The organism is Halomonas urmiana, assembly GCF_005780185.1.
GTDB classification, from domain to species: Bacteria; Pseudomonadota; Gammaproteobacteria; order Pseudomonadales; family Halomonadaceae; genus Halomonas; species Halomonas urmiana.
In genome coordinates this window covers 119,713-131,245 of the sequence record NZ_VBUI01000004.1, presented here as the reverse complement: position 1 = coordinate 131,245, position 11,533 = coordinate 119,713, and the positions used below count along the sequence as shown (strand labels likewise).

Below are 11,533 nucleotides of genomic sequence, written 5' to 3'. Positions count from 1 at the left end.
CCTCTAGTGCCCAATAAGGAATTTTTTAGATGTCATCGCTGCTCAGCAACTACATGCAGATGGAACAGCAACTGAAGCAACTCCAGTCGGAGCTGGACAAGCTGCAGAATGATGATCGCCTCAAGGCCGAACTCGAGTTCAAGGAAAAGCTCGAAGCGCTGATGCGCGAGTTCGACAAGAGTGCCGCCGACGTCATCGCGCTGCTCAATCCCAAGCCGGCCGCTCAGACCAGCGCGGCGGCCCCGGCAAGTGGCGGCACCCGTCGCAAGCGCAAGCTGAAGATCTACAAGAATCCCCACACCGGCGAGGTGGTGGAAACTCGCGGCGGCAACCAGAAGACGCTCAAGGCGTGGAAGGACGAGCACGGCCCCGACGCCGTCGAGTCCTGGCTGGTGCGCGTCGAGGAGTGATCTTCGTCTCTGCCGCCTTGACGACGCCGCCCTTGGGGCGGTGTCGTCGTTTCGGGCCGCCGTGTCATCGATCGAGCGCCATACAGGACGCGGCGGAGATCATGGGAAGGTGATTCACTCGGTCTTAGGCGGTATAATTATCACATCCCCGATTAACGGCGATGGCCTGTAACACCGTATCCCCGCCCGGCCTTCGCCTCGACGCTATTGGAAACACATGAAACAGCAGAACTCCCGACAACCCGTGGATGAGCGTGAAAAGTTGCGCAAGTTCCGTGAGCTCGACGATGCCTTCGCCGAAGCATTGCGCGGTCTCGATGCGGCCGACAGCAAGCCGGAGGGTCCTAACGGTGCGCCCGTGCGTTCAGAAGGCCAACAGCAGGGCGCGGCAGCCGAGCCACAGGATGTGGAGGCGCGCCAGCGCCTCTTCGAAGAACGCCTGACGGCGCTGATGAGCGAATACGCTCAGCCGGCGGATCAGGTTAGCCGCCTGCTGCAGACGCTGAAGTCCCTCGGACAAATCGCCTGAGGGGGGCGGGCACCTCACCGGTAGCGATAGACCCTCAGGCTCGGCAGGAATGCCTCGTCTTCCAGCCGCTCGTCGCGGCGCCGAGCCCGGGTCCGCGAAGCGGGCGGGGTCGGTGGGGGGCGGTTGTGGTCGGGCAGGCGACCATCGGGGCTCGGCACGAACAGCGGCAGGGCGACGTTCATGGCCCGCCGGGTGCGGCCATCCTCGAGCGGTTCGCGGTAGAAGAGGTTGGCGCGCATCAGCGGGGCCTGAGCCTGCACCTGGGCCAGCGGCTCGCCGTCGGGGATGCCGGCGAGTTGGCGCAGCTGGATGCGGACATGGGGTGCGTCACTGTCCAGTGCCAGCAGCTTCTGCTCGGCCTCGCGCACCGTCAGCCGCTTGATCGAGCGTCCGCTCGAGTACCAGGCGAGCCGCACGCGAGCCACCGGCGCCTCGGCCAGGGGGATCGAGCGCCAGCACTGCTTGAGATGCAGCCGCGCCAGGCCCGTGCCGCGCAGGTGGTCGTGCAGGGCTGGGTGGCGAAACGGCAGCACCGCCTTGATCTCCGGAATCAGTGAGGGAATCTCGCGGCGGATCTCGGCGAGCAGCGCAGCGAAGGCCTGCTTGGTGGCATTGACCTCGTGGACCACCTCCATCACTCGCTCATCGGCGGCCACCAGGCCGACATGACTGCGGGTCGCCCGGCCGTCCTGGCCATCCTGATACCAGACATCCAGCAGGCTCCGGCGCAGCCAGCCGGCGTCGGCCGTCTCGTGCTCGAAGGACCAGGCCGCCCCGCCATACGCCTTCCAGCAGGCCACCAGGGCGTCGGTCTGCTCCAGCAGGCGATCGAATACGGCCTCCAGCTCGGCCAGCAGCCGGTATTCGGGGCGTTGTCCGCCCTCGGTCACGAGGCGTCGCCGTCCCGGTCGGCGCGCGCCAGCAGGGCGTCGAGGTCGGTCTCGTCCATGGCCGACTCGCCGGCGATGCGGTGAGACTCATCGGCCCAGGCGCCGAGGTCGAGCAGGCGGCAGCGCTTGCTGCAGAAGGGACGGTAGGCGTTCTCCTCGGACCACAGCACCTTCTTGCGGCACTGTGGGCAGGCGACTTCCAGGGGGCGTGCGGTGTCGTGCGGGCTCATGCGATATCGTCCTGGACGGAGTGTCGGGAAAGGATGGGGATTCAGGGCGCAGGAGGCAAGTCGGCGGCGGCCCGGTAGCGGCGGTCGAGCTCGGCCACCTGACGCGCCAGGGCGTCCTCGCCGGCGGCATTGTCGATTACGTCGTCGGCGCGCGCCAGGCGTGCCTGCCGCGGCATCTGGGCGGCCACGATGGCGCGTGCCTGGGCCTCGTCCACGTCGTCCCGCGCCGCGGTGCGCGCGATCTGCACCGACTCGGGGACATCGATGACCAGGCAGCGGTCGACCAGCGCCGCCTGGCCCGACTCGAAGAGTAGCGGCGAAACCAGCAGCACATAGGGAGCCGACTGGGCCTCGAGCCGCGCCAGGTGGGCGGTGAGCCGCTCGCGGACGCGCGGGTGGGTGATCGCCTCCAGGCGGCGGCGCTGGGCCTCGTCGGCGAAGACGATCTCGCGCAGCGCGCGGCGATCGAGGCGACCATCCGCGGTGATGACCGCGGCACCGAAGTGCGCGGCGATCTCGGCAAGGGCCGGCTCGCCAGGCTCGACGATCTCGCGGGCCACGTCGTCGGCATCCACCCAGGGAATGCCCAGCGCCGCGAAGGCACGCGCCACCGTGGACTTGCCCGAGGCGATGCCGCCCGTCATGCCTATGATCATCCTCGTCTCCCTTGACGCATCGTGGTAATCGAGGGCCATCACTGATAGAGCAGCCCGGTGTAGAGCGCCATCAGCGGCTCGCCCGCCAGCAGGGCGAGCCAGCCGGCCATCACCAGCCAGGGCCCGAAGGGCAGCGGAGCGCCGCGCAGACGCGGTACCGCGAGCTGGATGAGGATGCCCACCAGTGCGCCGGCCCCGGCGGAGAGGATCAGCACCAGGGGCAGAGTCTGCCAGCCCAGCCAGGCCCCGAGGGCCGCCAGCAGCTTGAAGTCGCCGTAGCCCATGCCCTCCTTGCCGGTGACCAGCTTGAACAGCCAGTAGAAACTCCACAGCACCAGGTAGCCGGCTATGGCACCGATCACCGCCGAGGGCAGTAGCAGCGGCTGGAAGAGCAGCTGGTAGAGCAGGCCTGCCCACAGCAGCGGCAGGGTGAGCACGTCAGGCAGCAGCTGGGTGCGCAGGTCGATGACCGCCATGGCCAGCAGCGCCAGACAGGCGCCGAGGATGAACAGGGCCTGGAGCGTGGGGCCGAAGATCGCCAACACCGCCAGCGCCAGTACGCCGCCGGCCAGCTCGACCAGCGGGTACTGAGCGCTGATGCGCGCCTCGCAGCTGGCGCAGCGCCCGCGGCGCTTGAGCCAGCCCAGCAGCGGGATGTTGTCGTGCCAGGCGATGGGCGCCTCGCAGCGGGGGCAGAGCGAACGAGGGGTCAACAGGTTGAAACGCGGCGTCGCTTCCGGTTCGAGTTCCAGCGCGTCTCGCGCCTCGGCGCGCCAGCCCAGCATCAGCATCACCGGCAGTCGCGTGATCACCACGTTGAGGAAACTGCCCAGGCACAGGCCCAGGACGGCCGCGAGTGGCCAGAGCAGCGAGGGGGGGAGGTCGGCGAGCAAGGGTGACTCCTGTCCGGTCGGTTCCAAAGCGCCATTGTATCGGGTGACGATCGCGATTGCCCGGCTTCTGCGTGTCGCGTCCGGGCTGTCCTGGCGTCCGGCTTTGGTCTAGAATCTGCTCCCTTTCTACTTCCAGGGGCACGATCATGACCCAGATGCTCGGACCGGTGATGCTGGATCTGGAGGGTCAGAGCCTGACCCCCGAAGAGGGCGAGCTGCTGGCGCGTCCCGAGGTCGGCGGGGTGATCCTGTTCGCCCGTAACATCGCCTCCGCGGCCCAGGTCCGCGCCCTGAGCGACGAAATCCGCCGCATCCGCCCCGACCTGCTGCTGGCGGTCGACCAGGAGGGCGGTCGCGTCCAGCGCCTGCGCGAGGGCGTGACTCGTCTGCCCGCCATGGGGCGCCTCGGACGCGACTTCGCCGAGCAGCCCGAGGTTACCCTGCGGCTCTGCCAGGATGCCGGCTGGCTGCTGGGCATGGAGATGGCCGCCTGCGGCCTGGATCTCTCCTTCGCCCCGGTGCTTGACGTCGACGACGGCACCTCCAGCGTGATCGGGGATCGCAGCTTCTCCGCCGACCCAGAGGCCGTGGCCCGCATGGGGCGTGCCTTCCTCGACGGCCTGCACGAGGCGGGCATGGTCGGCGTCGGCAAGCACTTCCCTGGCCACGGCGGCGTCGCGGCCGATTCCCACCATGAGTTGCCGGTGGATGCGCGGCCGCTGGAGGTGCTGCACGACCGTGATCTGGTGCCCTTCGCCCAGCTGGCCCCGCGCCTCGACGCGGTGATGCCGGCGCATGTCGTCTACTCCGCGTTCGATCATCGCCCGGCCGGCTTCTCGCCGGTGTGGCTGGGGATGCTGCGCGAGAGCCTGGGGTTCAAGGGCGCGATCTTCTCCGACGACCTGAGCATGGCCGGCGCGGTCTTCGCCGGCACGCCCGGCGAGCGGGCCAGGGCGGCACTGGCGGCGGGCTGCGACATGCTGCTGGTCTGCAACGACCGTGCCGCGGCTCTCGAGGTCCTCGAGGCCTGTCATGGCCATCAGGTACGGCGCCTCTCCCGACTGCGCTATGCCCGTGCTCGCCCCGACCTGCAGGCGCTGGGCGCGCTGTCGCGCTGGCGCCGCGTCCATGCCCATCTGGAAGCCCTGGCGGCCAGCTGACGGCTGTCCGCCGCTCTACACCGATTCCACTTGCCGATGACGAGTCGCTAACCGATGCCCACACTCGATACCTTCCACCCGTCGCTGGACGACATGCGCGAGCTCATGGACAGCGCCGACTGCCTGATCTCGCAGTCCGAGGTCGAGCGCGCCCTGGACCGCATGGCCGACGAGATCACTCGCGATCTGGGAGACAAGCTGCCGGTCTTCTACTGCGTGATGAACGGCGGGCTGATCACCACCGGCCATCTGCTGACCCGCCTGGGCTTTCCGGTCGAGGTCGACTATCTCCACGCTACCCGCTATCGCGGCGGCATCCGCGGCGGCGAGCTGTTCTGGCGCGTTTCCCCGGAGGTGCCCATGGCCGGGCGTCACGTGGTGATCGTCGATGACATCCTCGACGAGGGGGCGACCCTCGCCGCCATTCTCGACTACTGCCGCGAGGCCGGGGCGGCGAGCATCTCCACCGCGGTGCTGGTCGACAAGCAGCACGAGCGCAAGGCGGTGCCTGGGCTCAAGGCGGATTACTGCAGCCTGGAAGTCGCCGACCGCTACGTATTCGGCTTCGGCATGGACTACAAGGGCTACTGGCGCAATGCTCCGGGGATCTACGCGCCCAAAGGACTATAAGCTAGAAGAGCGGCGCTACGCGCCTGGAAGCTTGAAGCTGGAAGAACCCGGCGTCGCCGGGAACTGTAAGCTTCAAGCCATAAGAAAACCCCGCGGGCCTTCGAGGCAGCGGGGTTTTCTCTTCCAGCTTCCAGCTTACGGCTTACCGCTCCCGGGCGCAGCCCGGGTCACAGCCCCAGCTCGTGGGTGGCTTCCTCGCGCATCTTGAACTTCTGGATCTTGCCGGTGACGGTCATCGGGAAGGCGTCGACGAACTTCACGTAGCGCGGCACCTTGTAGTGGGCGATCTGGCCCTTGCAGAAGGCCTTGAGCGCCTCTTCGTCCAGGCTCTCGCCCTCGCTGAGCTTGACCCAGGCCATCACCTCCTCGCCGTACTTCTCGTCGGGCACGCCGATTACCTGAACGTCGGAGATGGCCGGATGGGTATAGAGGAAGTCCTCGATCTCTCGCGGGTAGATGTTCTCGCCGCCGCGGATGATCATGTCCTTGATGCGTCCGACGATCGCCACATAGCCCTCGTCGTCCATGGTGGCGAGGTCACCGGTGTGCATCCAGCCCGCCGCATCGATGGCCTTGGCGGTGGCCTCTTCGTTCTCCCAGTAGCCGAGCATCACGCTGTAGCCGCGGGTGCAGAGCTCGCCGGTGCCGCCGCGGGGCACCACGGCGCCGGTGTCCGGGCTGACCAGCTTGACCTCCAGGTGCGGGTGGATGGTGCCGACCGTGGTGACGCGCTTCTCCAGCGGGGCATCGGTCTGGGTCTGGAAGCTCACCGGGCTGGTCTCGGTCATGCCGTAGCAGATGGTCACGTCCTGCATGTGCATCTTGTCGATGACCTTGCGCATCACCTCGATAGGGCAGATGGAGCCGGCCATGATGCCGGTGCGCAGTGAGGAGAGATCGAAGCGCTCGAACTCTGGGTGCTCCAGTTCGGCGATGAACATCGTCGGCACCCCGTAGAGGGTGGTGGCACGCTCCTCGGCCACCGCACGCAGGGTCTCGCCCGCCTCGAAGCCGTCGCCGGGATAGATCATGGTGGCGCCGTGGGTCATGCAGCCGAGATTGCCCATCACCATGCCGAAGCAGTGATAGAGCGGCACCGGGATCACCATGCGATCGGTCTCGTCGAGGTTCATGGTGCGCGCCACGAAGAAGCCATTGTTCAAGATGTTGTGGTGGGAGAGGGTGGCGCCCTTGGGGGCGCCGGTGGTGCCTGAGGTGTACTGGATGTTGATCGGGTCGTCGAACTGCAGGCCGACCTGGACCTCGGCGAGCCGCTCGGCGGAGACCTCGTCGGCATGCACGAGCATCTGGGGCCAGGTCAGCATGCCGGGCAGCGCGCGGTCGGCGTCCAGGCACACCACCCGCTCGAGCGCGGGGAGCTTGGCGCTTTTGAAGGTGCCGGGGCCGCCGTCGCGCAGCTCCGGTGCCCGCACTTCATGGAGCTCCGGAACCAGCTCGGCCAGCGTCGCCACGTAGTCGGAGCTCTTGAAGGCGCCCTGCAGGATCAGCGTCGTGGCGCCGGACTGCTTGAGCGCATACTCGAGCTCATGGGTGCGGTAGCTGGGATTGATGTTGACCAGGATGGCGCCGATCTTCGCGGTGGCGAACTGGGTGATCGCCCATTCGGCGCAGTTGGGCGACCAGATGCCGACGCGCTCGCCCTGCTCGACCCCCAGGGCGATCAGGGCGCGGGCCGCCCGGTCGACCGCCTGCTGAAACTCCCTCCAGCTGTAGCGCAGCCCCTGGTGACGGCTGATCAGGGCGTCGCGCTCGGCGAAGCGCGCCACGGTGTCGTCGAAGCAGTCACCGATGGTCTGCCCCTTGAGGGGAGTGTCGCTGATACCGCTGACGTAGCTGCTCGAAGGGTGTTGGCGTGTCATGGAGTTTCTCGTCTTGTTGTTGGCCTGTGGCGGTGTACGTGAAACGCAGGATGACGTCGTTGTGGGTGATCGATCGAGGCGGTCGATCAGGCCTCGTGGCCGAGACCGCGCAGGACCTCCCGGGCGCGGTGATCCACGTCGTCGAGCTCCATGCGCATCAGGCGGATGTCCTCCAGCTGGCGCTCGAGGTTGGCGCGCTTGTCGGCCAGTATCTCCAGCAGGCGCCGCAGCTGGCGCGCATTACCGTCGGGCATGGCGTCATACATCATCACCACTTCGCGGATCTCGCCCAGCGAGAATCCCAGGCGCTTGCCGCGCAGGGTCAGCTTCAGGCGTACCCGATCCTTCTCGTGGTAGATGCGTTTCTGACCCTCGCGGCGCGGGGCCAGCAGGCCTTCCTGCTCATAGAAGCGGATGGTGCGTGGCGTGACCTCGAACATCCTCGCCAGCTCACCGATGGTGTACTGGCGGTGCTGGCGCGGCAGGGCGTCCTGGCCGCTCGCGGTGTCCGGGGAGGTTGGCTGTGTCATGACGTTGATCCTGTGACCGGGTGGTGAACCGGCGGTTTCCCACCTCGTCTGGCAACACTAGACGAGGTTGACGTTAACGTAAAGTGCTTGTTCGACCATGGGGTGATATGGGATAAACCTAGCAAGTGCTAGGTTGGGGGCACGGCGATCGGCCCTCGGACCGCGCGGCGCGGCCCCCACCTCGATACGTCACACACCCATAGCCGAACAAGAGGGATACCCCCATGGACTTCTCCCTGACCGATGATCAGAAGGCGCTGGCCGCGGCCGCCGCCGACTTCGCCCGAGCCGAGCTTGCCGATCATGCGGCCGAGTGGGACGCGACGTCCCACTTCCCGGTGGACGTCATCCGCCGGGCCGGTGAGGCGGGCTTTCTCGGCATCTATACCCCCGAGGAGCACGGTGGCCTGGGCCTCTCACGGCTCGAGGCCTCGCTGATCTTCGAACAGCTCTCCCAGGGCTGCATCGCCACCACCGCCTACCTGACCATTCACAACATGGTCACCTGGATGATCGCCAGTTGGGGCGACGACGCCTTGCGCGAGGCCTGGGTGCCCGCCATGGTAGCCGGTGAGGCGCTGGGCTCCTACTGCCTGACCGAACCCGGCGCCGGCTCCGACGCGGCGAGTCTGCGCACCAAGGCGGTCCGCGACGGCGATGACTACGTCATCTCGGGCAGCAAGATGTTCATCTCCGGGGCCGGTGCCACCGAGGTGCTGGTGGTCATGGCCCGCACTGGCGAGTCCGACAGCGGCGCCGGTGGCGTCACGGCGATCGTGGTGCCGGCGGATGCCGCTGGCATCGAGTACGGCAAGAACGAGGAGAAGATGGGCTGGAAGAGCCAGCCGACCCGCCTGGTGAGCTTCGATGGCGTGCGAGTCCCGGTCACCAACCGCCTCGGCGCGGAAGGCGAGGGCTTCAAGTTCGCCATGAAGGGCCTCGACGGGGGGCGGCTGAACATCGCCAGCTGCTCGCTGGGCGCCGCCCAGCAGGCCCTGACCTTGTCGCGTGACTATATGTCCGAGCGCAAGCAGTTCGGTCGTGACCTCTCGAGCTTCCAGGCCCTGCAGTTCAAGCTCGCCGATATGGCCAGCGAGCTCACCGCCGCCAGGCTGATGGTCCGCCACGCCGCCTGGCGCCTCGACCAGGGCGACCCCGAGGCCACCGCCCACTGCGCGATGGCCAAGCGCTTCGCCACCGACATGGGCTTCAACGTCTGCAACGAGGCCCTGCAGCTGCACGGCGGCTATGGTTACATTCGTGAATATCCCTTGGAACGGCTGGTGCGCGACACCCGGGTGCACCAGATCCTCGAGGGGACCAACGAGATCATGCGCCTGATCGTCGCCCGTCGCCTGCTGGCCGACGGTGTCATCGAGTCGCTCCAGTAACCGTCTCACCCCTTTATCAGATCCAGGAGATCCTCGGATGTCGGACCTCGCAGTGCTCTTCGACGAATTGCCCACCCGCGATGGCGGTCGTATCGGCGTGGCCACCCTGAATGCCCCGAAGTCGCTCAACGCCCTGTCGCTGGAGATGATCCGCCAGCTCGAGGCCAAGCTCGACGCCTGGGCGGTCGACCGCAGTGTGGTGGCCGTGTGGCTCGAGGGCAGCGGCGACAAGGCCTTCTGTGCCGGCGGCGACGTGGTATCCCTCTACCGCTCGCTGACCGAGGAGGGCGAAAATCGCGGTGGCGGGCGCGACGGCCTCTTCGCCGAGACCTACTTTACGGCGGAGTACCGTCTCGACTACCGCATCCACACCTATCCCAAGCCCCTGATGGTGTGGGGTGACGGCATCGTCATGGGCGGGGGGCTGGGCCTGATGGCCGGCGGCTTCCAGCGCCTGGTGACCGAGACCACCCGCATCGCCATGCCCGAGATCACCATCGGTCTCTATCCCGATATCGGCGCGAGCTGGTTCCTGGGACGCATGCCGGCCGGCGTGGGGGCCTACCTGGGCCTGACCGGCGCCCAGCTCAATGGCCGGGATGCCCTCGACCTGGGCATGGCCGATCGCTTCATTCCGCGCGAGCGTCGCGAGGTGCTGCTCGGCGCGCTGCAGGAGGCCGACTACGGGGATCGTGCCCCGCGGGCCTTGCGTGCCGGCGTGCAGTCGGTGCTCGATGATCATGAGGATCGCGGGGCGGCCCCGCCGGCGCAGGTGTGGCCGCACCTCGATCACCTCCAGTCGCTGGTGGGGCGCGTCGATGCCGCCGGCGCGGTACGGCGCATCCTGCGCGACACCACCGAGGATGCCTGGCTCGCCGCCAACCGGGCGCGGCTCGAGTCCGGCTGTCCGGTGAGTGCCCAGCTGGTGTGGCGGATGCTCGAGCGCCATGCGCACACGAGCCTCGCCGACGCCTTCCGCGAGGAGCTCAGCCTCTCGGTGCAGTGCTGCCGGGAGGGAGACTTCGTCGAGGGGGTGCGCGCCCTGCTGATCGACAAGGACAAGTCGCCACGCTGGTCCCACGCCTCGGTGGCCGAGGTGCCCGAGGATGATATCCAGGCGCTGATGAGCCCATGCTGGTCCGCCGAGACACACCCGCTGCGCGACCTGGGCCATCCCATCGACTCAGGCCATCGCGTGGGCTGAGACCGTCGCGCGGGCCGACATGCCCGCTTGTCCTGAACAACTCACAACGAAACAGGAGCCTCGCCAATGAACATCGCCTTTATCGGCCTCGGAAACATGGGCGCCCCCATGGCCATCAACCTGCTCAAGGCCGGGCACGACGTGACCGTCTTCGACCTGGTGGAAGAGGCCATCCAGGCCCTCGAAGCCGAGGGCGCGAGCCGCGCGGGAAGCGCCGAAGCTGCGGCCTCTGGCGCCGAGGTGGTCATCTCCATGCTGCCGGCCGGCGCCCACGTGCAGAGCCTCTATCTCGGGCGCGACGGCGCGCCGGGCCTGCTCGACGCCCTCGACGGCAGGCCGCTACTGATTGACTCCTCGACCATCGCTCCCGACGATGCGCGCCTGGTGGCCGCCGCCGCCGCCGAGCGCGGCTTCACCTACCTGGACGCCCCGGTCTCCGGCGGGGTGGGAGGCGCCAAGGCCGGCACCCTGACCTTCATCGTCGGCGGGGATCCGGCCGGCTTCGAGCAGGGCAGGCCCCTGCTCGAGGCAATGGGCAAGAACATCTTCCATGCCGGCGAGAGCGGCGCCGGCCAGGTGGCCAAGATCTGCAACAACATGCTGCTGGGCATCCTGATGTCGGGCACCGCCGAGGCGCTGGCACTGGGCGTGAAGAACGGCATGGATCCGGCGGTGCTCTCCGAGATCATGAAGCAGAGCAGCGGCGGCAACTGGGCGCTCAACGTCTATAATCCCTGGCCGGGGGTGATGGAGGGCTCGGCGGCCTCCCGGGACTACCAGGGTGGTTTCCTGACCGATCTCATGGCCAAGGACCTGGGGCTCGCCTGGGAGTTGGCGCTGGGCTCGAAGTCCAGCGTGCCGATGGGCTCCCAGGCGCGCAATCTCTTCGCCCTGCACAGCGCCCAGGGCAGCGGCCAGCTCGACTTCTCCAGCATCCAGGCCCTCTATCGCCAGGGCGAGGACAAGTAAGCGCCAAGCAGCCAAGCAGCCAAGCAGCCAGGAAAAACCTCCAGCAGACTCGCCTGCAGGAGGTTTTTCCTTGTCGGCATGGCGTTGAGCGAGCACCAGCCTGCTCGGCGCTCGGCGCTCGGCGCTCGGCGCTCGGCGTCAGCGGGGCGGCGCTCGCCACC

General features: G+C 67.8%; 13 protein-coding genes. 7 read left to right on the top strand and 6 right to left on the bottom strand.

The window, feature by feature from the left end; genetic code table 11:
- Positions 1–29 precede the first annotated feature (29 nt).
- Together FEI13_RS03860 and FEI13_RS03855 are read left to right on the top strand one after the other, a co-directional pair.
- Positions 30–410 (top strand): histone-like nucleoid-structuring protein, MvaT/MvaU family, encoded by a 381-nt coding sequence (locus FEI13_RS03860; protein WP_138179707.1) that lies wholly within the window; start codon positions 30–32, stop codon positions 408–410.
- 217 nt (positions 411–627) lie between these two features.
- Positions 628–939, top strand: a complete 312-nt coding sequence (locus FEI13_RS03855) for a hypothetical protein (RefSeq protein WP_138179706.1) — start codon at positions 628–630, stop codon at positions 937–939.
- 14 nt (positions 940–953) lie between these two features.
- On the opposite strand, the gene FEI13_RS03850 is transcribed toward FEI13_RS03855, so the two are convergent.
- From FEI13_RS03850 to FEI13_RS03835, 4 genes are read right to left on the bottom strand one after another with little or no spacing between them, the layout of a single operon-like run.
- Positions 954–1,829 (bottom strand): DNA replication terminus site-binding protein, encoded by an 876-nt coding sequence (locus tag FEI13_RS03850; RefSeq protein WP_138179705.1) that lies wholly within the window; start codon positions 1,827–1,829, stop codon positions 954–956.
- The gene (gene yacG, locus FEI13_RS03845; protein WP_138179704.1) at positions 1,826–2,059 is read right to left on the bottom strand and encodes a DNA gyrase inhibitor YacG; all 234 of its coding nucleotides are present in this window, start codon (positions 2,057–2,059) and stop codon (positions 1,826–1,828) included. Before yacG ends, FEI13_RS03850 begins: the two co-directional genes overlap by 4 nt.
- Before the next feature lie 41 nt (positions 2,060–2,100).
- Positions 2,101–2,715, bottom strand: coding sequence for a dephospho-CoA kinase (gene coaE, locus FEI13_RS03840; RefSeq protein WP_138179703.1), 615 nt, complete (start codon positions 2,713–2,715; stop codon positions 2,101–2,103).
- Between the two features lie 38 nt (positions 2,716–2,753).
- Complete coding sequence (locus FEI13_RS03835; RefSeq protein ID WP_138179702.1) at positions 2,754–3,608, bottom strand: prepilin peptidase; 855 nt, start codon at positions 3,606–3,608, stop codon at positions 2,754–2,756.
- A 146-nt stretch (positions 3,609–3,754) separates the two neighbouring features.
- Between FEI13_RS03835 and nagZ the strand changes: the two genes are divergently transcribed.
- Both nagZ and FEI13_RS03825 read left to right on the top strand, forming a co-directional pair.
- Positions 3,755–4,768: a beta-N-acetylhexosaminidase gene (nagZ, locus tag FEI13_RS03830; protein ID WP_138179701.1), complete on the top strand. Its 1,014-nt coding sequence runs from the start codon at positions 3,755–3,757 to the stop codon at positions 4,766–4,768.
- A gap of 54 nt (positions 4,769–4,822) precedes the next feature.
- Positions 4,823–5,398: a hypoxanthine-guanine phosphoribosyltransferase gene (locus tag FEI13_RS03825; RefSeq protein WP_138179700.1), complete on the top strand. Its 576-nt coding sequence runs from the start codon at positions 4,823–4,825 to the stop codon at positions 5,396–5,398.
- Positions 5,399–5,565: 167 nt separating this feature from the next.
- Here FEI13_RS03825 and FEI13_RS03820 read toward each other — a convergent pair whose 3' ends face one another.
- Both FEI13_RS03820 and FEI13_RS03815 read right to left on the bottom strand, forming a co-directional pair.
- Positions 5,566–7,278 carry an AMP-binding protein gene (locus FEI13_RS03820; protein WP_138179699.1) on the bottom strand — a complete coding sequence of 571 codons (1,713 nt, stop codon included), beginning with the start codon at positions 7,276–7,278 and terminating at the stop codon, positions 5,566–5,568.
- Positions 7,279–7,364: 86 nt separating this feature from the next.
- Positions 7,365–7,808 carry a MerR family transcriptional regulator gene (locus FEI13_RS03815; protein ID WP_138179698.1) on the bottom strand — a complete coding sequence of 148 codons (444 nt, stop codon included), beginning with the start codon at positions 7,806–7,808 and terminating at the stop codon, positions 7,365–7,367.
- Positions 7,809–8,032: 224 nt separating this feature from the next.
- On the opposite strand from FEI13_RS03815, the gene FEI13_RS03810 reads away from it, so the two are divergent.
- The 3 genes from FEI13_RS03810 (at position 8,033) to mmsB (ending at position 11,372) form a co-directional block, all read left to right on the top strand.
- Positions 8,033–9,199, top strand: a complete 1,167-nt coding sequence (locus FEI13_RS03810; protein WP_138179697.1) for an acyl-CoA dehydrogenase family protein — start codon at positions 8,033–8,035, stop codon at positions 9,197–9,199.
- Between the two features lie 37 nt (positions 9,200–9,236).
- Positions 9,237–10,403, top strand: a complete 1,167-nt coding sequence (locus FEI13_RS03805; protein WP_138179696.1) for an enoyl-CoA hydratase/isomerase family protein — start codon at positions 9,237–9,239, stop codon at positions 10,401–10,403.
- Positions 10,404–10,469: 66 nt separating this feature from the next.
- Positions 10,470–11,372: a 3-hydroxyisobutyrate dehydrogenase gene (gene mmsB, locus FEI13_RS03800; RefSeq protein ID WP_138179695.1), complete on the top strand. Its 903-nt coding sequence runs from the start codon at positions 10,470–10,472 to the stop codon at positions 11,370–11,372.
- Positions 11,373–11,533 lie beyond the last annotated feature (161 nt).

Coding starts and splice junctions, on each gene's coding strand:
- FEI13_RS03810 (WP_138179697.1), top strand. CDS start 8,033: ATGGACTTCTCCCTGACCGATGATCAGAAGGCGCTGGCCGCGGCCGCC.
- nagZ (WP_138179701.1), top strand. CDS start 3,755: ATGACCCAGATGCTCGGACCGGTGATGCTGGATCTGGAGGGTCAGAGC.
- FEI13_RS03815 (WP_138179698.1), bottom strand. CDS start 7,808: ATGACACAGCCAACCTCCCCGGACACCGCGAGCGGCCAGGACGCCCTG.
- FEI13_RS03855 (WP_138179706.1), top strand. CDS start 628: ATGAAACAGCAGAACTCCCGACAACCCGTGGATGAGCGTGAAAAGTTG.
- mmsB (WP_138179695.1), top strand. CDS start 10,470: ATGAACATCGCCTTTATCGGCCTCGGAAACATGGGCGCCCCCATGGCC.
- FEI13_RS03825 (WP_138179700.1), top strand. CDS start 4,823: ATGCCCACACTCGATACCTTCCACCCGTCGCTGGACGACATGCGCGAG.
- FEI13_RS03805 (WP_138179696.1), top strand. CDS start 9,237: ATGTCGGACCTCGCAGTGCTCTTCGACGAATTGCCCACCCGCGATGGC.
- FEI13_RS03820 (WP_138179699.1), bottom strand. CDS start 7,278: ATGACACGCCAACACCCTTCGAGCAGCTACGTCAGCGGTATCAGCGAC.
- FEI13_RS03860 (WP_138179707.1), top strand. CDS start 30: ATGTCATCGCTGCTCAGCAACTACATGCAGATGGAACAGCAACTGAAG.
- coaE (WP_138179703.1), bottom strand. CDS start 2,715: ATGATCATAGGCATGACGGGCGGCATCGCCTCGGGCAAGTCCACGGTG.
- yacG (WP_138179704.1), bottom strand. CDS start 2,059: ATGAGCCCGCACGACACCGCACGCCCCCTGGAAGTCGCCTGCCCACAG.